The following is a 19929-nucleotide window of genomic DNA, read 5'->3' on the forward strand; positions in this document are numbered from 1 at the left end:
CAGGCTGACCGCATGGCCACCTCACCTCCCGTCGTCGTCGTCACCGGTGCCAACGGGCTGGTGGGCGCCGCGGTCTGCCGCGCGCTCGCCGACCGCTTGGCGAGCGTGCGCGCCGTCGTCCGGCGTGCCGGCACCGCTCCCGCGCTGCCCGGGGTCTCCGAGCACGTCGGTGACTTCGCCGACGAGGCGTTCGCCGGCCCGGTGACCCGGGGCGCCGACGCGGCGGTCACGACCGTCCACCCGATGGGCTCCTCCCGGGACGTCCAGAGGCGGGTCGGGGTGGAGGGGACGACGACGTTCGCGCGGGCTGCCCGGGACGCCGGCGTGGGCCTGCTCGTCCACGTGTCCACGGCGGGGGTCTACGACCGGTCGGCCGGTGTCGGGGACCTGGCGGAGGACGGCGCCCTGCTGCCCGACGGCAGCGGCGACTACCCCGACACGAAGAACGCCGCGGACGCCGAGCTGGCGCGGGTCGAGGGGCTCACGACCGTGCTCGTCCGCCCGCCGGCGATCGTCGGCGCGGGCGAGACGTCGGTCTGGAACACGCTGCGGCCGCGGGAGATCCGCGACGGCGAGCGTGCGGCGAACCCGGCGAAGAGCTGGTCGTGGGTGCACGTCACCGACCTGGCCGCGCTGATCGCCGACCTGGCCACCGGTGCCGTCGCCACCGCGGACGACCCGGAGCGGGGACCCGTCCCCGGGCGGACCACCGCGGTGCTGGTCTCCGGCGAGCACGCGACCTGGCGCGACTACCTCGGCACCGTCACCGGGGCGCTGGGCGTCGAGCCCGAGTGGACCGACGAGCCGGTCTGGACGGGGCGGCTGCGCACCGACCGCGCACGGGCGTGGGGCTGGGCGCCGCGGGTGGGGCTGGCCCAGGCCCTGGACGAACTGCGGGAGGGCCTGACGACCAGCGGGTGACGCGGCGGGCGTCCTAGGGCGTCAGGTGGCGGCGGAGGAAGCTGCTGACCGCCGCCAGGGACTCCGGGGCGTCGAAGGCAGGGTCCTCGTGATTGGCCCCGTGCAGCAGCCACAGGCCGGCGTCCACGCCCTCGGCGCGGAGGGCGTGGTGCAGGCGACGGCTGTGCCCGGACGGGACGAGCCCGTCGCGGTCACCGTGCATCAGCAGGAAGGGCGGGGCGCCCGCCCGGACGTGCGCCACGGGGCTGGCCGCGCGCGCCGCCTCGCGGGCGTCCCGCACCTGCTGCACACCGAGCAGCCGTGCCTCGAACGACGGTTCCGGGAGGGGCGCGGTGACGAACGGGGGGAGCGGACCCTCGGGTACGTCCGAGTCCCGCAGCAACAGGTCGGACGGGGCGAACCAGGCGACGACGGCCTGCACCGACGAGTCGCCCAGCTCCGCGTCGCCGGCGTCCTCGGTGAGTGCGAGCAGCGAGGCGAGGTGACCGCCGGCCGAGGCGCCCCACGCGCCGACCCGTGTCGCGTCGAGGCCGTGCTCGGCGCCGTTGGCCCGCAGCCAGCGGACCGCCCCCCGCGCGTCGTCCAGCGGGGCGGGGAACGTCGCCTGCCCGCTGAGCCGGTAGTCCACGGCGGCGACGGCCACCCCGCTCTCCGCCACCGGGAGGAGCCGCTGCTCGGCCCGGTCGGTCCGCGACCCCCGCATCCAGCCCCCGCCGTGCAGCCAGATGCAGACGGGAGCGGGCCGCACGTCCGGCAGGTACAGGTCCAGCCGCAGCTCGACGCCGTCCACCACCGAGTGGACGACGTCGCGGTGCACCGTGACCTCGCTCATGCGGCGACCGCCGACCCGACCACGGGGACGACCTCGTCGCGGAACAGCCGCACCGACGCAAGGACGGTGTCGACGTCGAGCGAGCCCCACGCGAACGCGCCCGCGAAGTAGTTGATCTCGCCGACGTCCCGCGCGCGGGCCACCTGCGCGGCCACCGTCTCCGGCGAACCGACGAACAGCTTGTGCTCGGCCACCAGCGCGTCGACGTCCGCAGGCCCGGTGAAGCGGTCGCTGCCGTGCGCCCGCCACAGGTGGGTGAAGCTCTCGTGGTGCGCGTCGAACGCGGGGCGGGCCAGCGCGACTGCCTCCTCGTCGGTCGCCGCGACGAGGACGTGGCGCAGCATGCCGAAGCGCGGCGGGGCGCCCGGCAGGCTGTAGCGCACCCCGCCGGCCGCCGCGGACCGGGCGAAGTGGTCGAAGAACACCCGGCTCTGCTCGCGGACGACCTCGAGCGGCGGGGAGGCGAAGCCGAAGCCGAACAGGACGTTGTAGCCCTCGTCGCCGAGCCGCGGGATCGAGGCCGCGTTGGAGGTCGGGTACCAGAGCGGCGGGTGCGGGCGCTGGAGCACGGGGACGTGCAGCGGCACCTCGGCCGCCGGACCCTCGGCACCGGGCCGGCGGAACGTGCCGCTCTCCAGCGCCTCGACGATCGCCGGGAACAGCTCGTCGAACCGTGCCGCGGTGTCGGCCGGGGTGAACCCGTACATGGCCGCCTCGATGGGGGAGGAGCCCTTGCCCACGCCGATGTCCAGGCGCCCGTGGCTGAGCTGGTCGAGCATGCAGATCTCCTGCACCAGCCGCAGCGGGTCGTACAGAGGCACGATGAACGTCGTCGGGGCCAGCCGGATGCGCTCGGTCTCCCGGGCGGCGGCGGCGATGAACACCGACGGCGAGGGCGCCAGTCCCAGCGGCGTGCCGTGGTGCTCGGCGAGGTGGTAGGTGCGGAAGCCGCCTGCATCCGCCTCGGCGAGGACCCGCAGCCGCGCGTCGTAGAGCTCGGCCGTCGGCAGACCGGGGACGGCGTCCACCCAGTCGAAGAGGCCGAACTCCAGGTCACCCCGGTCGGGCTGCTCTGCCGACATCGCCGTCCTCCCCCTCGGATGCGGGTCAGGTCCGGAACCTACCGACCACCCGCACCGCCTGCCGGTCGCGGCGGGCAGGATCGCCCCCGGGCGGGACCGCGCCCGGCAACCCGACGAGGAGGCACTCCGTGATCGACGACGTGATCGACCGCTGGCACCGGTACATGGCCGGTGAACTCCCCGGCGGGCTCGACGAGCTGCTGGCCGACGACGTCGTCTTCTACTCGCCGGTGGTCTACACGCCGCAGCGCGGGAAGCCGGTCGCGACGCAGTACCTCGAGGCGGCGTCCCGGACGCTGGCCGGCGGGGCCGGGGGCGAGTTCCGGTACACGAAGCAGGTGCTCTCCGGCGACACCGCGGTGCTCGAGTTCGAGACGAGCGTCGACGGAAAGTACGTCAACGGCGTCGACATCGTCCGCTGCGACGACGCCGGCCGGATCGTCGAGTTCCGCGTGATGATGCGGCCCCTGCAGGCGATCCAGGTCGTGCACGAGCACATGGGCCGGGCCCTGTCCTCCGGCGGCTGACCGCCGGCCCGCGCCGAGTCGCGGGCAGCGACCGCCGGGGCGTCTCATGGGGGCATGAGGATCACCGCCGCCGTCGTCGAGGAGTTGCACGGGCCGTTCGTCGTCCGGGAGGTCGAGCTCGACGACCCCGGCCCCGGTGACGTGCTGGTCAAGGTGGCCGCCACCGGGTTCTGCCACACCGACGGCATCGCCCGCGACGGCGACCTGCCGTTCCCGCTGCCCGGCGTGCTCGGGCACGAGGGCGCCGGCACGGTGGTGGCGGTCGGGGACGGCGTCACGGGCGTGCGCGAGGGTCAGGACGTCGTGCTGGGCTGGCCGTCGTGCGGAGCGTGCCGCAACTGCTCGGCCGGGGAACCGCGGTACTGCCTGCGGATGGGGGAGCTGGTCGGGGGAGGGCACCGCCTGGACGGGGCGTCGGCGCTGCGCGGCACCGACGGCTCCCCGCTGGCCAGCCACTTCTTCGGCCAGTCGTCGTTCGGCACCTACGCGATGACGACCGCGTCCTCGGTGGTCCCGGTGCCCGCCGGTCTGCCCGTCGAGCTCCTGGGACCGCTGGCGTGCGGGTTGGCCACCGGCGCCGGCGCGGTGTTCAACACGCTGCGGCCCGAGCCGGGCAGCTCGATCGTCGTCTACGGCACCGGGACCGTCGGCCTGGCCGCCGTGATGGCGGCCCGCAACTCCGCCGCCACGACGATCATCGCGGTGGACCGGCACGAGGGCAGGCTGCGGCTGGCCGAGGGGCTGGGCGCCACGCACACCGTCGACGCGACCTCGACCGACCCGGTGCAGGCGGTGCAGGAGATCTGCGGCGGGCCCGCCGACGCGTCCCTCGACTGCACCGGCAACGTCGCGGTGATCCGGCAGGCGATCGACTCCGTCGGCATGCTCGGGACGGCGCTGCTCATCGGCGGCGCCCCCGCGGGTGCGGAGTTCAGCGCCGACCACCTGACGACGCTGTGGGGCAAGACGATCCGCGGCACCCTGGGCGGCAGCGGGCACGGCCAGCAGCTCATCGCCGCGCTGATGGACCTGCACCTGCAGGGCCGTTTCCCGTTCGACCAGCTGGTGGAGTTCTTCCCGCTGGAGCGCATCGAGGACGCCGTCGAGGCCTCCTACAGCGGGGCGGTGGTCAAGCCCATCCTGCGGATGCCGCACTGACGACCCGGCCCGGTCGGGCGGTGGCGGAGGTCAGCGCAGGAGCTTGTTCACCGCTTCGGCACCCAGACCGGCCTCCTCGTAGTGCTCCCGTGCCAGCTCCAGGTAGTCGTACGCGTCGAAGGTGCCGTCGGGCTCCCCGTCCTCGTCCAGCCAGATCAGGGGCCCGGTGACGTTGAAGTGCACGCGCATGGGCTCGGGGGAGTCGTGCGCCACCAGCGTGTGGGCCTCACCGGGTGCCTCGTACACGAAGGTCCCCGCGGTGGCCACCCAGTCGTGCTCCAGGTAGCTCCACCGGCCGGAGAGGGTGTACCCGAAGACCTGGTGCGGGTGGTAGTGCCGGTTGACCAGGCCTGGCTGCTTGGCCATGAGGATGTCGGCCCAGCGGTTCTGGGCCAGGGAGATCCACAAGGGACGGGTGAAGACGGTCTCCGACAGCGGGACGAAGAACCTGTCGTCGTCGGCCATCGTGTCGGGCAGGAAGACCTCGGGGGCGGCGTCCTTGCGGAACACCTTCTCCTTGTCGATCGGCGTGATGTCCCGCCAGAACTCGCTGCCGGCGGCGGGGTCGGGGGTGACCATGGAGCCTCCTCGTGCAGGTCGGAGCAGAGCCGAGGTGAGTCCTGCGGTCCACCGACCGACAGGACGCCCGGGGAGGCCCGCGGCGTCCACCGACCTCCATCCGCCCTGCTGCGTGGTGCGTGCTCATCCTCCGCCTGGCAGGGGGCCCCGGCACCCGGAGCGGGGAGCGGGGCCGCGGAGCGTTGACACCGGTTGCCGGCTCCGGTGTCCTGCCGGGGCCTCCAGCGATGGGACGTCCCGTGATCTCCCTGTTCCCGCCCGCCCTGTTCGTCCTCGCCTGCGTCCTCGGCTTCCTCGGGCTGGACCCGCCGGGGAGCAGCACGGACCCGGGGCTCGACGAGAGCCTGCTGCTGTGGACGCTGTACCTGAGCGTCGGCTGGTCCGGTGTCGGGGCGGGCCTCTCGCACACGGTCTTCGCCAGGCGCACCGCGGCTTCGATCGGGTGGGAGACCAACGGCTTCCAGTTCGAGGTCGGTTTCGCCGACTTCGCGACGGGGGTGGCCGCCCTCTACGCGGTCCACGCGGGATCGTCCGGGGCCTGGGCCGCGGTGGCGATCGCCGGCGGTCTGTTCAGGCTCCTGGCCGGGGCCAACCACGTCGTCGGCATGGTCCGCGACGGGAACTACGCCCCCGGCAACTCGGTCATCCTCGTCGCGGACCTCGGGCCGCCGGTCGTCTTCCTGGTCACGCTGCTCTCCACCGGCATCCTCTGACGCCTCGGGGCCGTGCGTCCGGCGACCGGGGATCCCCCAGTCACATGACGGATGCGCAGCGACCGCGCAGGACCCCAGGCTTCCGGTGTCCGGCAGCAGCCGCAGCGGGTCCGCAGGGGAGGTGTCCGCCGTGCGCACCGCACCTCCGACGCAGCCGGCCACGAGCCTCGACGAGGTGTGCGACGCGCTGCTCGCCGGCGACGCGGAGCTCCGTCGCCGACGAGTACGGGCGCCCCGATCCCGTCACGCGCGCGGGTGGGGCAGCCACGGGGGGGCAGCCCCTCCGCGGCCCTGCTCTGGGCGTCGCTGCGACCCACGCCGGCCACCGACCGAGGAGTTCCGATGAGGAGTGGGCCGACGCACCCGGCACGCCCCACGGGGGCGCACCCCTGATGGCCGTCGGCGGGTTCGACGGCTACGAGTTGTCGCGGGCCACCGTGGGTGAGGTGACCCTGCGCGTGCGGGTGGGCGGGAGCGGGCCACCGCTGCTCCTGCTGCACGGCTATCCGGAGACCCACCTCATGTGGGGCGGTGTCGCCGCGGAGCTGGCGCAGGACTTCACCGTGGTCGCCCCCGATCTACGCGGCTATGGCGACAGCTCCCAGCCGCCGACCGTGCCGTCGCACGAGACGTACGGCAAGCGCGCGATGGCTGCCGACGGCGTGGCCCTGATGCGGCAGCTCGGCTTCGGACGCTTCGACGTGGTGGGGCACGACCGGGGCGGTCGCGCCGCCTACCGGTTGGCCCTGGACTCACCCGACGCGGTGCGCCGGCTGACCGTCATGGACGTGATCCCGACCGGCGAGGTGTGGGAGCGCGCCGATGCCCGGTTCGCCCTGGGCTACTGGCACTGGGCCTTCCTGGCCCTGGCAGAGCCGGTGCCCGAGACGATCATCGCCCACGATCCCGAGCACTTCTTCTTCGACGCCGAGTTCGGCGGCGCCATCCGCGGGTTCGCCGCCGATGCGGTGGCGGACTACGCCCGGTGCGTGCGCGACCCGGCTGTCGTGCACGCGATCTGCGAGGACTACCGGGCGGGCGCGACCTGCGACCGGCGGGACGACGACGCGGACCGGGCGTCCGGCCGGACCATCGGCAGCCCGGTGCAGGTGCTGTGGGCCGGGCGCGGTGCCCTCGCGGCCTGGTACGACCCGCTGGAGGTCTGGCGCCGGTGGGCGGACGACGTCACGGGGTCGGCGATCGACAGCGGCCACTTCATGGTCGAGGAACGGCCCGCGGAGACGCTGGCGGCGCTGCGGGCCTTCCACCGCGACGAGCCGCCGGCGCGTGAGGGCGCCGCCCGGCAGGAGCGTGACCCGATGCCAGTCAGGTGACCGATGTTCGCCCCCGTCCCACCGGAGGAGCGTCCTCCGTGCCCGACGCCGACCTGCACTCCCGGCCGGCTGAACCGTCCGTCCCGATCCGTCAGGAGTCCGTCATGACCGACGCCAACGTCGTCGCCACACCCGCACCCACCGTCGCCCTCGTGCACGGCGCCTTCGCCGACAGCTCCGGGTGGACAGGGGTGATCCAGATCCTGCGCGCGGCCGGCATCGACGCCGTCGCGGTGTCCAACCCGCTCCGTGGGATCGCCGAGGACTCCGCCTACGTCGCCAGTGCGCTCGCCCAGATCCCCGGACCGGTGCTCGCCGTCGGCCACTCGTACGGCGGGGCGATCATCACCAATGCCGCCGCCGAGGCCGGCAACGTCGTCGGCCTGGTGTACGTGTCGGCGTTCGCGCCGGACGAGGGGGAGAAGCTGATCGAGGTCGAGGGCGGCTCGACCGACAGCGTCCTCGACACCGCGCTGGTCGAGCGGCAGTACCCGGCCGGCGAGGGCACCGTCACCGAGTTCTCCATCGACCGGGCGAAGTTCCACCAGGTGTTCGCCGCGGACGTCACCGAGGAGCAGGCCGCCGACATGGCCGCCACCCAGCGGCCCGTCTCCTCCCTGGGCTTCGTCGAGCCGAACGGGCCGCCTGCCTGGAAGACGCTGCCCTCGTGGGCGGTCGTGTCCACCGGCGACACCGCCGCCGGCACCGACGTCGTGCGCAGGATGGCCCAGCGCGCGGGGGCAGTCATCACCGAGGCCGAGGGGTCGCACGTGCTGTTCGTCGCCCGGCCCCAGGTCGTCGCCGACGTGATCATGCAGGCCGTCGAGGCCGTCTCGCAGGGTGCGGCGACGCCGGCCCACGCCGGCGTCTGACGATGGACCGCGATCCGGCGACGGCGGTCCTCCACGCGACGGACGAGCTCGCCGCCACGCTCACGCGCACCGAGGTCCAGCGAGGTCCCTCGTCGATCCCTGGCCGGGAGATCGTCCAGGTGCTCACGGAGATCCCGGTGGGGGTCGCCTCCGGCTGGCACACCCACCCGGGCGAGGAGGTGGGGTACATCGTCGCCGGGACGGTGGAGATGCAGATCGCGGACAGCGAGACGCTGATCCTGCACGCCGGTGACGGCTTCCTCATACCGCCGAGGACGCCGCACGACGCCCGCGACCTCGGCCCGGGCACCGGCCGCATGCTGTCGACCTACATCGTCGAGATCGGAGAGCCCCTGGCGACGCTGACGGGTTGATGCCCCCGGCGCGGCGTGGCGCCCGCGTCAGGGAGGCGGTACGGCGACGTGGCCGAGCCCGGTGAGGGCGTCACGGAGCGCGGCCCGGGACGTGATGCCGAGGCGGGGGAACAGGCTGTACAGGTGCGCCCCGACGGTGCGGGGCGACAGGTACAGCAGCTGGCCTATCTCCTTGTTGGTCTTCCCCTCGGCGGCCAGCATCGCGATCTGCAGCTCCTGGGCCGTGAGCACGTGCGAGGTGGTCCGGCTCCGCCCGGTGTGGTGCTCCCCGGTGGCCCGCAGCTCGCGTTCGGCCCGTTGCTGCCAGGGGAGGGCGCCGAGATCGGCGAACAGATCCGCCGCCGCGGCGAGGTGGGTGCGGGCGAGCTTCGATGCGCGGGAGCGTCGCAGCCTCTCGCCGTAGAGCAGCCGGGTGCGGGCGTGGTCGAAGCGCCACTGGGGGGCCTCGGGGTCGGCCAGGGCCTGCTCGAACAGCTCCCGGTACGCGCGCTCGGGCGCGACGACGCCCGATGCCGCACGCACCACCAGGGCCAGCCGGGTCGACAGCTCCGCGACGCCGTGGGCGCACAGCGCGTCCACGTGCGCCTGCGCCTCCGCGTGGTGACCGCTCCGCTCGGCGGCCTCGACGAGGTCCAGCGCCACCCACAGGGCATGCGGCACGTGCCGGGGCAGAACCCCCGCCGGGGAGATGGCACAGGCCTGCTGGAACGCCTCCTCGGGGTCACCGGCCGACAGCGCCGCCAGGCAGCGCAGGTGCGCGGCGAACATCTCGGCCACCCCCGCGCCCCGGGACCGCGCCCAGTCCGAGAGCTCGTCGGCCGCGGCGCGGCTCCGGTCGACGTCCCCGCGTGCCGTCGCCACCAGGGTCGAGAGGTAGCCCCCGAGGATCCACGAGTACTGGTGGTAGCCGAGGCGCTCGGCCAGGCGGACCCCTTCGGCCGTCAGCTCCCGGACCTCGTCCCACCGGCCGCGGTGCCAGTCGTCGTCGCACAGCGTGGTGAGCGCGTGCATCGCCAGGGCGACGGCGCCTCCGGAGCGGCCGTCCTCGACGACGCGCCACAGGGCCGATCGGCAGTCCCCGACCCGGTCGACGTAGACCGACGCCAGCCCCACCTGCGTGATCTGGACCGGGTCGTGCTCGTCGCGGAGCGCGGCGATCGAGCGTGCGAGCGCCGGCAGCAGCGGTGCGGCGGCGTGCACCGGGTCGCCGAAGGTTCCCGCGCAGACGAGCAGCAACTCGGGTGCGCGCGGCCGGAGGTGGGCCGCTGCCGCGTGGAAGGCGCTCCACAGCTCGGCACGCCCTCCGGTCCAGCAGACGACCAGCAGGCTGCGCAGGACCCCCACGACGTCCTCGTCCCCGGCGTCGAGGCCGTCGCCGCGGGCGTCGAGCGCGCCGGCGAGCAGCCCGTGCGCGGCGTCGATGTCGGAGTCGGCGTGCAGGAGCACGTACGACGTGGCGAGCACCGCCGCCATCGACTGCTGCAGCTCGACGGCTCCCGAGCGTGCCTGGTCGAGGAGCTCGAGCGCCCCGTCGAGATCACCGGTCACGTCGGCGCCGAGGTAGGCGGCCTCGGCCAGCCGCCGGTTCCTGTCCGGGCTGGCGGGACTCAGCTGGGCGGCGCGGATCAAGGCCTCCACCGCCCCGTTGGCGTCGCCACGGCGGAGGTGGTACTTGCCCGCGTGGTCGAGCGCGGTCGCGACCTCCTCGTCGGGCTCGAGGGTCGCCTCCGCCAGGTGCACGGCCCTCCGGACGACGTCCCCGTCGACGGCCGCAGCCAGGGCCCGGTGCGCGCCGTGGCGTTCGGCCGCGGTGGACAGCGCCACGACCGCGGCGGCGGCCAGGGGATGACGGAAGCTGACCCGGCGCGCCCGGTCGTCGACGTAGACCAGGTCGGCGCGCTCGGCGGGGGCGAGGTCGACGAGCACGGGCGGCCCGGCGGCCGCCCGGAGCACGTGGAGGTGCCCCGAGCCCGACAGCGCGGTCAGGAGGAGGACCTCCCGGGACCGCGGCGGCAGACCGCTGACCCGGGCGGCGAACAGCTGCTGCACCCGCCGGCTGACCGAGCTGGACGTGGACGCCCGGGACGGGCCGCCGAGGCGCTGACGCCCCGGCAGGGCCGTAGGCAGCTCCAGCAGCGCCAGGGCGTTGCCCCGCGCCTCGTCGACGAAGCGCGCCTGCTCACCCCGGGTGAGCGCGGGGAAACGGGCGCTCAGGATGCGCTCGGCCGCAGCGCGGGGGAGCGGGCCGATCTCGACCTCGGCCAGGTCGGAGCGCTCGAAGAACGTCGACGTGCCGGTGCGCAGCGTGGCGAGCAGGCCGACCCGCGGCGAGGTCAGCCGTCGGGCGGTGAAGCTCAGCGCCGCGGCGCTCATCCGGTCGATCCACTGGAGGTCGTCCACGGTCAGCAGCAGCGGCCGCGCGGCGCTCGCCCCGGTGAAGAGCGCGAGCGTGGCGCCGGCCACCGCTCCCGTGGTCGGGAAGGGGCCGTCGTCCAGCCCGAGCGCGGTCCGGAGGACCTGACGGTTCGCCAGCGGCAGCGCGCCCATCGCCTCGATCAGCGGGAGGGCGAGCATGCCGAGGCCGGAGTAGGGGATCTCCGCCTCGAACTCGACGCCGCTCGCGGCCAGCACGAGCAGACCCGCCTGCTGGGCATGCTGTGCGGCCGCCCTCAGCAGGGCCGTCTTGCCGGCGCCGGGCTCGCCGAGGAGCACCAGGGCCCGGCCCTGGTCGGGGACACCACCCACCAGCGAGGCGATCAGGCCCAGCTCGGCGTCCCGTCCCTCGAGCATCAGGACGGCTGGCGAGGGTGACGGTCCACGGGCAACCCCTCCACGACCGGGTGGGGCGACCCTAGCGCCGGGGCGCCGCCGCCGGACGGCTCGGCCGCGTCCCGGTCCGGGCTCGGTGCCCGCCGTGGCGGTCAGGCTCGCGAGCAGGGCCAGCCGTTCGGCCGACTGGCTGCCGGGAACGGCGTGGTACACCACCAGCACCTGACCGGGGGCGCTGGTCACGGCGAGCTTCTCGTAGCCGAGATCGAGCCGGCCCACCACCGGGTGGTCCAGCACCGAGCTGCCGCTGACCCGGGGCCGGACGTCCTGCCGCGCCCAGAGCTGCTGGAACTCCTCGCTCCGCAGGGACAGCTCGCCGACCAGCTCGGTGAGCTGCCGATCCCCGGCATCGGGACCGGCCGAAGCCCGCAGTGCGGCGACGACGGCGGCGCTCCGGTCACCCCAGTCCTCGTAGAGCCCGCGCACCTGCGGGTCGAGGAAGGCCGCGCGGACCAGGTTGGTGCCGGGCCGGTAGCAGGGGGGCACTCACGCCGCGGGCCCGGAGAACCTGTCCGGTCGGACGTCGGTGTACGTGCCGACCGGTACCGAGAGGGTGATCGGGCCGGCGTCGCGGAAGTCGAACGTGACGGGGACGCTGAGCCCGCTGCGCAGCCTCTCCTGCAACCCTGACAGTTCCAGGTGCTCACCGAGCACGTCCCGGACGGTCGCGACGCCGCCCGGCGGCACGGCCACGTCCAGGTCCGGGTCCGGACCGGCGTCGCCGTCGCCGTCGCGGAGCACGACCTCCTCGGCCACAGGGGTGCTCGCCCCGATGAGGACGTCGTCGCTCCCACCGTGGTTCGCGATCGTGAGGACGAGGGCGGCGCTGTCACCGGCGACGTGGAAGCTGCCGCGCGTTCCCGGGGAGGCGATGGACACGCCGATCAGCCGCAGAGGGCCGACCCGCCCGTCCACGCTGTCGAGCCCGATCCGGGCCCGGCCGAAGAAGGGGTCCGACCCCGGCGGACCGACGCCGCAGCCGGCCAGCGCCAGCAGGACGAGGACGACGGTTGCGGCGGTTCCGATGCGCTTCACGGGAACTCCCAGGGCCGTCCGGTCCGGCACGTGGCGCGACGTCAGAGGGCGATGAAACCGGTCGACAGGCCGATGATCCCGGTGATCCCGGCGGCCACGATCACGGCGCAGAGCCCCATCTCGGTGGGGGTGAACAGCCGGCGGCCGTGCTCGCTGCGCGCCTTGACGTAGAGCAGGGTGGCCGGGGCGAGGAGCACCGTGGACAGCAGCAGGAACTGCAGGCCCGCCGCCTCGAAGAGGAACAGCGTGTACGCGGTGGCGATCCCGGCGGAGATCGCCTCCTTGCGGCGGGTCCTCGTGGGGACGTCCTCGTAGGACTCGCCCGTGAGGCCGAGCTTGAGGGCGTAGGCGGCCGCGAGGAAGTACGGGATCAGCGCGAGGCTGGTGCACAGGTCGAGCATGAAGTTCAGGGCATCGGTCAGGACGAGGGTCGCGGCGAGCAGACCCTGCACCGCCAGTGAGGTGACGACGAGGGCCGTGATCGGCGTGCCCTGGTCGTTCTCCTTGCCGAGGAAGGCCGGGAAGTCCTCGTTGCGCGCGGGGATGTAGGCGACCTCCGCGGCCATCAGGGTCCAGGCGAGATAGGCACCGAGGACGGAGACGACGACGGCGATGCTGATGAACCAGCCGCCCCAGTCGCCGACGACGGACTCGAACACGCCGATCATCGAGGGCTGACGGGTCGCGGCGATCTCCGGCTGGGTCATCACCGAATAGCTCGACAGCGTCACCAGGGAGAAGATCGCCAGCACGCTCAGGAAGCCCAGGACGGTCGCCTTGCCGACGTCCTCGCGCCGCTTGGCGTACCGGGAGTAGACGCTCGCGCCCTCGATCCCGAGGAAGACGAACGTCGTGATGATCATGGTGTTGCGCACCTGCTCGTCGAGCGAGCCCAGGTCGCCGTAGCCGGTGGCGATCCAGTTGTCGGCGAAGACGCCGGCGTCGAAGGCGAAGAACAACACGACGACGAAGACCAGGATCGGCAGGATCTTGAAGACGGTGACGATCCGGTTGATCACGGCGGCGTCGCGGACCCCGCGCGCGATCAGGTAGTGGAACAGCCAGACACCGACGGTGGCCAGCCCCATCGCGAGGACGGTGTCGCCGTCACCGAACCCGGGCCAGAACGCCCCGAGGGTCGCGGTGATGAACACCCAGTAGAAGGCGTTGCCGGCGATCGTGCTGGCCCAGAAACCGATCGCGGAGTTGAAGCCGGCGTAGTCGCCGAAGCCGGCCTTGGCGTAGATGAAGACCCCGGAGTCCAGGTCGGGCTTGCGGATGGCGAGGTTCTGGAAGACGAAGGCGAGCATGAGCATCCCGGCGCCCGCGATCGCCCAGGCGATCAGCGAGCCGAGGATGCCGGTCGCCACGCCGAAGCGCGCTGGCAGGGAGAACACGCCCGCCCCGACCATGCCGCCGACGACCATCCCGGTCAGGGTGGGCAGGCTCATCTTGCGCGGCGTCGTCGCCGCGGAGGACTCCGCAACCGGGTCGGCAACGCGCGGGGGAGGGACCGTGTCCACCATGGTCAGCTCGCTCTCGTGGTCGGGGGTGCCGTCGGCGTCACGGGTTCGCCAGGACGTCGAGGACGAGCCGGGTGACCCCACTGATCAGGATGGTGACGGCGATGGCGGTGAGCAGGATGCCGGCGATGCGGTCGAGGAACGCCGCCGTCGACGGCTTGGCCCGGCGCTGGACGTGCCCGGAGGCGTAGACGGTCAGCGCCGTGACGGTCGCGTAGGCGAGGCCGGCCACCGACAGCAGCAGGACGTCGACGGTGGTGCCGGCCTCAGCGCGGAACGCGACGAAGAAGGCGAACGTCGTGCCACCCACGGTGAGCGGGAAGGTCACGGGCACGAACGCGACACGGCGCCAGTTCTCCGTCGTCGCGGGTACCACGGTCGGCAGCTGCGTTCCTCCCGTGGGGGCGCCCGGCGCCGCGGGACTAGCGTCGACGGTGTCCCCGGGCCCGGCCGCCTCGGGGTGGTGAGCGGTGCCGCGCATGAGCGCCACCCCCTCGTACATCAGCGCGATCCCGCCGGTGGCGGTCAGCGCGGCGGTGCTCAGGCCGAGGACCTCCAGCAGCGGCTCACCGATCCACAGGGCGACCAGCGCGAAGACCGAGGTGTTGAGGAACAGGGCCAGCGCCAGCCGCCGTTGCTCGTGCTCCGCGAGCTGCCCGACGACGGGGAAGTACGAGGGCAGGGCGGCGACGGGGCTGTACAGGGCGACCAGCGCCAGGAACAGCAGGAGCGGCTGCTCCAGCACGGGGATCCCCTCGACCGGCTCAGAAGTCGACGGGGTCGCGGATGATCGGGCAGGTCATGCAGTGCCCGCCGCCGCGTCCGCGCCCGAGCTCCGCGCCCACGATGGTGATCACCTCGATACCTGCCTTGCGCAGCACCGTATTGGTCTGCGTGTTGCGGTCGTAGGCGAACACGACTCCCGGCGCGGCGGCCACCACGTTGTTGCCGGAGTCCCACTGCTGCCGCTCGCCGGCGTACGCGTCACCGCCGGTGCCGAGCACCCGCAGCTCGCGCAGACCCAGCGCCTCGGCGACCACGTCCGCGAAGCGCCGGTCCTTCTCGTCGGTGACCTCGACCGGCTCCTTGTCACCCGGGCGCAGGGAGAAGGTGTGCAGCCCGTCGACGATGTCGAGGTACGCCGTGGCCACGTCCCGGTCGGCGAAGGTGAAGACGGTGTCCAGGTGCATCGCCGCGCGCAGCTTGGGCATGCCGGCGACGATCACCCGCTCGGCCGCGCCCTGCGCGAACAGCGCCGCGGCGACCTGGGTGATCGCCTGGCGCGAGGTGCGCTCGCTCATGCCGACGAGGACGACGCCGTTGCCGACCGGCATGACGTCACCGCCCTCGAACGTGGCCAGACCCCAGTCCTGCTCCGGGTCGCCCCACCACACCGTCGAGCCGGCGAAGTCCGGGTGGAAGGTGTAGATCGCCTTCATCAGCAGCGTCTCGTCGTGCCGGGCCGGCCAGAACAGCGGGTTCAGGGTGACGCCGCCGTAGAGCCAGCAGGTGGTGTCGCGGGTGTAGAGGGTGTTGGGCAGGGGCGGCATCAGGTACTCCCGCACCCCGGTCGACTCGCGTGCGAGGGCGACGTAGCCCGGCCGGAAGTCCTCCGGGAGGTCGGTGGTCGCCAACCCGCCGATCAGGAACTTGGCCAGCTGCCGGTTCTCCAGCCCTTCCAGGAACTCCCTCGTGGCGTCCACGAGCCCGAGGCCCACCTCGTTGGCGGTGATCTTGCGCTCGAGCAGCCAGGTCCTGGCCTCGGGGATGGCCATCGTCTGGGCGAGCAGGTCGTGCAGCTCCACGACCTCGGCTCCGCGGTCGCGGAGCTTGTGGACGAAGTCGGCGTGGTCGCGGCGCGCGTTGTCCACCCACAGCACGTCGTCGAACAACAGGTCGTCGGAGTTGCGCGGCGTCAGCCGGCGGTGGGCGAGGCCCGGCGCGCAGACCAGCACCTTGCGGAGGACGCCGATCTCCGAGTGGACCCCGTACGCCGCGGAGGTCCCTGGGTGCGAGCTGCTCCGCGGCGCGACGGTCGTCGTGGTCACAGGTGTTCCTCCCAGCACGCGGAGCCGGGGTCGTCGTCCGGGACGCCCCGACCTGCGGGCCGGGGCGAGTGCCGCCGCGGCCCCTGCGCTTGGCTCGGCATGGGCAAGACCGACATAGCCCAGCACCGATCGGCTCCCGGCTCCTCGTCCGTTCGGGATGACATGCCCCGACGTCGTGCTCCGGTTCCGGGTGATCGCACGGACGTCGCGCACAGCGTCCCTACGCGGGTCAGGACGGGAGCGTTCCCGCCGGGCCGGTCGGCGCGCGGACGAGCCGGCTGTGGACGACGCAGCCGGGGGAGAGCGTGAGCAGTCCCGCGGTGAGGTCGTCGCCCGCGGCGAGGAGCTGGTCGTGCGTCAGCGGGTCGAGGCCGTCGAGGATGAACACCGCGCTCGTGGTCGCGGCGGTGATCCGCGTGCGGACGCACTGACGCCAGTTCCAGCGACGGCAGGTGACGCCGACGTCGTCCCGCCAGACGACCTCGCCGGGCTCGGGGTGCTCGACGACGGCCTCGCCGCCGGCGGTGGTGTCGAACGGCTCGCTGCCGTCGGCGCGGACCAGGCGAGGCGGACCGGTGTAGGCGCCGCGGTCCTCACCGCCGAGCGGCAGCAGGTGGGCGATGGAGACGGCGTTGTAGACGTCGGTGAGCCGGTCGATGCGCGGCAGCCCGTCCGGGTCGAGGCGGCGCAGCAGCGCCTCGACGCTGGGCCGGGTGCGCTGCGGCTTGGCGCCGAAGGCCCGGTAGGCGTCCCGCCAGGCGGCCAGCTCCGGCAGCTCCTCCGGCCGCCGCCCACCGACCCGTTCCCGCGCGGTGGCCTCGGCAGCGGCGAGCAGACGCTCGCTGGTCTCGTCGGGTGGCCCGCCCCGGAGGCCGTCCGCGGTCACCAGCACCACGCGGTAGTCCGGCCGCAGCGCGTGCACGGCCTCCTCGACGGCGGCGCCTCGCAGCCACTCCTCGGGGTCGGTCACGGGCGGCCTCCGGTGGGATCGGCGGGCGGGCAGGGGAGCGCGGACGGCTGGGGCGCCCCTGCCCTACCTCGCCGTCGTGGCCGTGAGCCTCCGACCGACGTCAGCCCGGCCGGCCGGCTCGTCGGCGTCGGCTCCGGTGCGCGGGATCGGCCAGCTGCTCGAGGGCCGGGCCGCTCAGGTGCGGCACGGCGGCCTCCGTGCGGCCGGTGAGCAGGAGCAGCAGCGCCTGGACCGGCCCCCGGATCTCGACCCCGTCGCCGGCGGTCCAGTCGACGTCGGTCGCGGCCAGCCGGATGCCGCGCAGCCGGCGCCGGGCCCAGAACGGCCAGCCCATCCGCCAGACGCGCTCGGCACCGGCGCGCGCCGCGTCGAGCGGCATGCTCGTGGCCAGGCCGAGCGGCACGGCCACGTCCTGGACGTGCACCAGGGTGTCGAACAGGAGGTTGTCCAGCGTCGTGAGGGCGGGCTTGCGCCGGCTGTCGGCCAGCTCCCGCAGCTGGGCCAGCAGCTGGCCGGGCGGACGGTCGGCGTGCGCGACCGCCAGGTCGCGGTTCACGGCGTCGAAGCTCCCGCCGGCACGGAGCCCCAGCGCGACGACCCGGACCATCCCCGGGGACTGCGGGGTGAGGGCGACATGCGCGACGACGTCCTTGATCCGCCACCGGTCGCACAGCGAGGGTCGCTCCCACTCCTCGTCCGCGAGGTCGGCGAGCAGCTCGGCCAGGGCCCGGCGCTGACCGGCGATCACGCTCCACTTCTCCTCGTGGTCCATGCCCGCCCCCCTGCCGTAAGAGACTCCGACCAGATGGTCAGAGTCTCTTACCATCACCTAGCATCGTCAAGCATGGAGCCGCTGAACGTCGGACTGCTGCTGTTCCTGCCCTACCGGGCGATGGAGGCGCGCGTCTTCGCCGGTCTGGCCGAGGCGGGCTTCCATGACGTCACCCCTGCCCAGGCGCGGGTCTTCCAGCGGATCTCACCCCAGGGCAGCCGGCTCACGGAGCTCGCCGCGCAGGCCGGGGTCACCAAGCAGACCGCCGGGTTCCTGGTGGACCAGCTCGAGCGTGCCGGGTACGTCGAACGCGTCCCCGACCCGGCGGACGGGCGCGCGCGCCTGGTCAGGGTCGCGGAGCGGGGTGCGCGGAGCGTGGAGGCGTCCCGCGCGATCGTCGCGCAGGTGGAGGCGGAGTGGACGGCCCACCTCGGTGAGCACCGGATGGTCGAGCTCCGGGAGATCCTCACGGATCTGCGCGAGATCACCGATCCGTGGCGGTGACCAGCTGCCACGCGGCCCCCGCCCGCGGGCGGACGGAACCCCCCGGGGTGCCGACGTCAGTGCACGAGCGACCGGACCAGGGCTCTGCCGCCGGCGATGGCGGCGCCTGCCGCCGCCACCCATGGGCCGGCCACGACGAAGGGGTCCAGGGGCTGGTGCACCAGATCGGTGCGCTTGCGTCCGATCCGCGACGAGATCCCGTGATGGGTGAACTCGGCCTTGATCCCGGTCTCGGTGATCGGATTGTCCGGGTGCGAGGTCGCGAAGGACTTCAGGTGCTCCTCGACGGCATCCACGCGGTCGGCCAGCATCAGCAGGAGCCAGTGCGCGGCACGGCCCTCGCTGTACCGGGCGTAGGAGAACCTCCGGATCACTCCGGACAGGCCTTTCGGCGGCTGCGCCGTGCCGAAGACCGGCGTGAGGAACTTGTGCTCGATCGAGCGTTCCCGCGGCCACTTCTCGGGCTGGCGGTCGGGGAACTCCCAGCGCGCGCCCGTCAGGTCCTTCTGGAACTGGAGTTTCGGCACCGAAGGCCGGTCGGACGGGTCGCTGTCCACTCCCCAGCCGGGTATGCGCGCCCGCAGCTGGTCCGGGGACTCGGCGATCGGCGGCTTGTGCGGTGTGTAGGTCATGGCTTCTCCCTCAGGCAGCGCTCGGGACCACGAGCGGCTTGATGCAGTCGTCGAGCTTGGCCGAGAAGATGTGGTAGCCCTCCGCGATGTCGTCGAGCGGGATCCGGTGGGTGACCAGCTCGCTGGGCTTGATGTAGCCGTTGCGCACGTGCTCGAACAGGCGGGGCCACTGCCGCTTCACCGGGCACTGGTTCATCTGCAGGGTGAGCCCCTTGTTCATGGCGTCGCCGAACTTCACGGCGCTGAACAGGGGACCGTAGGCGCCCACCACGGAGATCGTGGCGCCCTTGCGGACGGAGTCGATCGCCCAGTTGAGCGCGACCGGCGACCCGCCCTGCAGCTTGAGCTTCGAAGTCGTCACGTGCTGCAGGAAATTGCCGTCCGCCTCGGCCCCGACGGCGTCGATCGCGACGTCCGCGCCGAGGAAGTCGGTCTGCTTCTTCATCTCGAGCACGATGTCGCCGTACTCGGTGAAGTTGAAGGTCTCGGCGTGGGCCCACGTCCGGGCCTTCTCCAGGCGGTAGTCGAGGTGGTCGACCACGATCACGCGGCCGGCCCCCATGAGCCAGGCGGACCGGGCCGCCACCAGGCCGACCGGGCCGGCGCCGAACACGACGACCACGTCACCCTCGACGATGTCGCCGAGCTGCGCACCGAAGTAACCGGTCGGGACGGCGTCGGTGAGCAGGACGGCGTCCTCGTCGGACATCCAGTCGGGGATCGTGGCCGGTCCGACGTCGGCGAACGGGACGCGGACGAACTGCGACTGCCCGCCGTCGTACCCGCCCGTGGTGTGCGAGTAGCCGTAGATGCCTCCCACGGCGGTGGCGTTGGGGTTCACGTTGTGGCAGTTGGAGTACAGGCCACGGGCGCAGTACCAGCACGAGCCGCAGAAGATGTTGAACGGGACCATGACCCGGTCACCGACCTTCAGGTTCTGCACCGACGACCCGACCTCGTCGACGACGCCGATGAACTCGTGGCCGAACGTGTGGCCGATCCGGGTGTCCGGCATCAGCCCGTGGTAGAGGTGCAGGTCGGAGCCGCAGATCGCCGCCAGCGTCACCCGCACGATCGCGTCGTTGGGGTGCTCGATCGCCGGTCGTTCCTTCTCCTCGACCCGCACCTTGTAGGGCCCTCGATAGGTCATCGCACGCATTGCCTCGGTCTCCCCCTGGCGCCGTCCGGCCCCTGTTGATCGGTGGCCCGAGCCTCGGTCAGCCC

The 19929-nt window shown here is 73.4% G+C and carries 20 protein-coding genes; 8 read left to right on the forward strand and 12 right to left on the reverse strand.

Going from position 1 to position 19929, the window contains the following annotated elements:
- The first annotated feature begins 12 nt into the window (after positions 1-12).
- Positions 13-921, forward strand: coding sequence for an NAD-dependent epimerase/dehydratase family protein (locus tag DCS98_RS12140; RefSeq protein WP_116451639.1), 909 nt, complete (start codon positions 13-15; stop codon positions 919-921).
- 13 nt (positions 922-934) lie between these two features.
- Here DCS98_RS12140 and DCS98_RS12145 read toward each other — a convergent pair whose 3' ends face one another.
- Positions 935-1753, reverse strand: a complete 819-nt coding sequence (locus tag DCS98_RS12145) for an alpha/beta hydrolase (protein ID WP_116451640.1) — start codon at positions 1751-1753, stop codon at positions 935-937.
- Positions 1750-2835, reverse strand: a complete 1086-nt coding sequence (locus DCS98_RS12150; RefSeq protein WP_116451641.1) for an LLM class flavin-dependent oxidoreductase — start codon at positions 2833-2835, stop codon at positions 1750-1752. The genes DCS98_RS12145 and DCS98_RS12150 overlap by 4 nt, the downstream gene beginning before the upstream one ends.
- A gap of 128 nt (positions 2836-2963) precedes the next feature.
- Between DCS98_RS12150 and DCS98_RS12155 the strand changes: the two genes are divergently transcribed.
- Both DCS98_RS12155 and DCS98_RS12160 read left to right on the forward strand, forming a co-directional pair.
- On the forward strand, positions 2964-3362 hold the full coding sequence (locus DCS98_RS12155) for a nuclear transport factor 2 family protein (protein WP_164704532.1): 399 nt from the start codon (positions 2964-2966) through the stop codon (positions 3360-3362).
- Between the two features lie 54 nt (positions 3363-3416).
- Positions 3417-4520, forward strand: coding sequence for an NAD(P)-dependent alcohol dehydrogenase (locus tag DCS98_RS12160; protein ID WP_116451642.1), 1104 nt, complete (start codon positions 3417-3419; stop codon positions 4518-4520).
- 30 nt (positions 4521-4550) lie between these two features.
- On the opposite strand, the gene DCS98_RS12165 is transcribed toward DCS98_RS12160, so the two are convergent.
- Positions 4551-5099: a 2,4'-dihydroxyacetophenone dioxygenase family protein gene (locus tag DCS98_RS12165; RefSeq protein WP_116451643.1), complete on the reverse strand. Its 549-nt coding sequence runs from the start codon at positions 5097-5099 to the stop codon at positions 4551-4553.
- A 239-nt stretch (positions 5100-5338) separates the two neighbouring features.
- Here DCS98_RS12165 and DCS98_RS12170 point away from each other — a divergent pair, with 239 nt between their 5' ends.
- The 4 genes from DCS98_RS12170 (at position 5339) to DCS98_RS12185 (ending at position 8392) form a co-directional block, all read left to right on the forward strand.
- A complete protein-coding gene (locus DCS98_RS12170; RefSeq protein WP_116451644.1) occupies positions 5339-5812 on the forward strand; it encodes a DUF6790 family protein in 474 nt (157 codons plus the stop codon).
- A gap of 392 nt (positions 5813-6204) precedes the next feature.
- Positions 6205-7146, forward strand: coding sequence for an alpha/beta fold hydrolase (locus tag DCS98_RS12175; protein ID WP_116451645.1), 942 nt, complete (start codon positions 6205-6207; stop codon positions 7144-7146).
- Between the two features lie 104 nt (positions 7147-7250).
- Positions 7251-8018 (forward strand): alpha/beta hydrolase, encoded by a 768-nt coding sequence (locus DCS98_RS12180; RefSeq protein ID WP_116451895.1) that lies wholly within the window; start codon positions 7251-7253, stop codon positions 8016-8018.
- 2 nt (positions 8019-8020) lie between these two features.
- Positions 8021-8392, forward strand: a complete 372-nt coding sequence (locus DCS98_RS12185) for a cupin domain-containing protein (RefSeq protein ID WP_116451646.1) — start codon at positions 8021-8023, stop codon at positions 8390-8392.
- Between the two features lie 27 nt (positions 8393-8419).
- Here the strand turns inward: DCS98_RS12185 and DCS98_RS12190 are convergent, their stop codons facing one another.
- The 7 genes from DCS98_RS12190 to DCS98_RS12220 all read right to left on the reverse strand — a co-directional run bounded on the left by DCS98_RS12190 (position 8420) and on the right by DCS98_RS12220 (position 17569).
- Positions 8420-11707 (reverse strand): MmyB family transcriptional regulator, encoded by a 3288-nt coding sequence (locus tag DCS98_RS12190; RefSeq protein ID WP_116451647.1) that lies wholly within the window; start codon positions 11705-11707, stop codon positions 8420-8422.
- The gene (locus tag DCS98_RS23020) at positions 11708-12256 is read right to left on the reverse strand and encodes a copper chaperone PCu(A)C (protein ID WP_164704533.1); all 549 of its coding nucleotides are present in this window, start codon (positions 12254-12256) and stop codon (positions 11708-11710) included. It abuts the gene before it with no gap.
- Positions 12257-12297: 41 nt separating this feature from the next.
- Positions 12298-13863, reverse strand: coding sequence for a basic amino acid/polyamine antiporter (locus DCS98_RS12200; protein ID WP_206340231.1), 1566 nt, complete (start codon positions 13861-13863; stop codon positions 12298-12300).
- Complete coding sequence (locus tag DCS98_RS12205; protein ID WP_206340232.1) at positions 13820-14524, reverse strand: MarC family protein; 705 nt, start codon at positions 14522-14524, stop codon at positions 13820-13822. The genes DCS98_RS12200 and DCS98_RS12205 overlap by 44 nt, the downstream gene beginning before the upstream one ends.
- Before the next feature lie 19 nt (positions 14525-14543).
- On the reverse strand, positions 14544-15827 hold the full coding sequence (locus tag DCS98_RS12210; RefSeq protein WP_116451649.1) for an arginine deiminase: 1284 nt from the start codon (positions 15825-15827) through the stop codon (positions 14544-14546).
- 229 nt (positions 15828-16056) lie between these two features.
- Complete coding sequence (locus DCS98_RS12215; RefSeq protein WP_116451650.1) at positions 16057-16797, reverse strand: B3/B4 domain-containing protein; 741 nt, start codon at positions 16795-16797, stop codon at positions 16057-16059.
- A 100-nt stretch (positions 16798-16897) separates the two neighbouring features.
- The gene (locus DCS98_RS12220; RefSeq protein WP_116451651.1) at positions 16898-17569 is read right to left on the reverse strand and encodes a maleylpyruvate isomerase family mycothiol-dependent enzyme; all 672 of its coding nucleotides are present in this window, start codon (positions 17567-17569) and stop codon (positions 16898-16900) included.
- A gap of 72 nt (positions 17570-17641) precedes the next feature.
- On the opposite strand from DCS98_RS12220, the gene DCS98_RS12225 reads away from it, so the two are divergent.
- Entirely contained in the window at positions 17642-18073 is a 432-nt protein-coding gene (locus DCS98_RS12225) for a MarR family winged helix-turn-helix transcriptional regulator (RefSeq protein ID WP_116451652.1), read from the forward strand.
- A 56-nt stretch (positions 18074-18129) separates the two neighbouring features.
- Here the strand turns inward: DCS98_RS12225 and DCS98_RS12230 are convergent, their stop codons facing one another.
- Both DCS98_RS12230 and DCS98_RS12235 read right to left on the reverse strand, forming a co-directional pair.
- Positions 18130-18705, reverse strand: coding sequence for a hypothetical protein (locus tag DCS98_RS12230; protein ID WP_116451653.1), 576 nt, complete (start codon positions 18703-18705; stop codon positions 18130-18132).
- A 10-nt stretch (positions 18706-18715) separates the two neighbouring features.
- Complete coding sequence (locus tag DCS98_RS12235; RefSeq protein ID WP_241037739.1) at positions 18716-19855, reverse strand: zinc-dependent alcohol dehydrogenase; 1140 nt, start codon at positions 19853-19855, stop codon at positions 18716-18718.
- Between the last annotated feature and the right edge of the window lie 74 nt (positions 19856-19929).

Source organism: Blastococcus litoris (genome assembly GCF_003075095.1).
GTDB lineage: Bacteria > Actinomycetota > Actinomycetes > Mycobacteriales > Geodermatophilaceae > Blastococcus_B > Blastococcus_B litoris.

Excerpts from the sequence above, each read along its gene's own strand:
- DCS98_RS12140 (WP_116451639.1), top strand. The coding sequence starts at position 13 with ATGGCCACCTCACCTCCCGTCGTCGTCGTCACCGGTGCCAACGGGCTG.
- DCS98_RS12145 (WP_116451640.1), bottom strand. The coding sequence starts at position 1,753 with ATGAGCGAGGTCACGGTGCACCGCGACGTCGTCCACTCGGTGGTGGAC.
- DCS98_RS12150 (WP_116451641.1), bottom strand. The coding sequence starts at position 2,835 with ATGTCGGCAGAGCAGCCCGACCGGGGTGACCTGGAGTTCGGCCTCTTC.
- DCS98_RS12160 (WP_116451642.1), top strand. The coding sequence starts at position 3,417 with ATGAGGATCACCGCCGCCGTCGTCGAGGAGTTGCACGGGCCGTTCGTC.
- DCS98_RS12165 (WP_116451643.1), bottom strand. The coding sequence starts at position 5,099 with ATGGTCACCCCCGACCCCGCCGCCGGCAGCGAGTTCTGGCGGGACATC.
- DCS98_RS12175 (WP_116451645.1), top strand. The coding sequence starts at position 6,205 with ATGGCCGTCGGCGGGTTCGACGGCTACGAGTTGTCGCGGGCCACCGTG.
- DCS98_RS12180 (WP_116451895.1), top strand. The coding sequence starts at position 7,251 with ATGACCGACGCCAACGTCGTCGCCACACCCGCACCCACCGTCGCCCTC.
- DCS98_RS12185 (WP_116451646.1), top strand. The coding sequence starts at position 8,021 with ATGGACCGCGATCCGGCGACGGCGGTCCTCCACGCGACGGACGAGCTC.
- DCS98_RS12220 (WP_116451651.1), bottom strand. The coding sequence starts at position 17,569 with ATGGACCACGAGGAGAAGTGGAGCGTGATCGCCGGTCAGCGCCGGGCC.
- DCS98_RS12225 (WP_116451652.1), top strand. The coding sequence starts at position 17,642 with ATGGAGCCGCTGAACGTCGGACTGCTGCTGTTCCTGCCCTACCGGGCG.
- DCS98_RS12230 (WP_116451653.1), bottom strand. The coding sequence starts at position 18,705 with ATGACCTACACACCGCACAAGCCGCCGATCGCCGAGTCCCCGGACCAG.
- DCS98_RS12235 (WP_241037739.1), bottom strand. The coding sequence starts at position 19,855 with ATGACCTATCGAGGGCCCTACAAGGTGCGGGTCGAGGAGAAGGAACGA.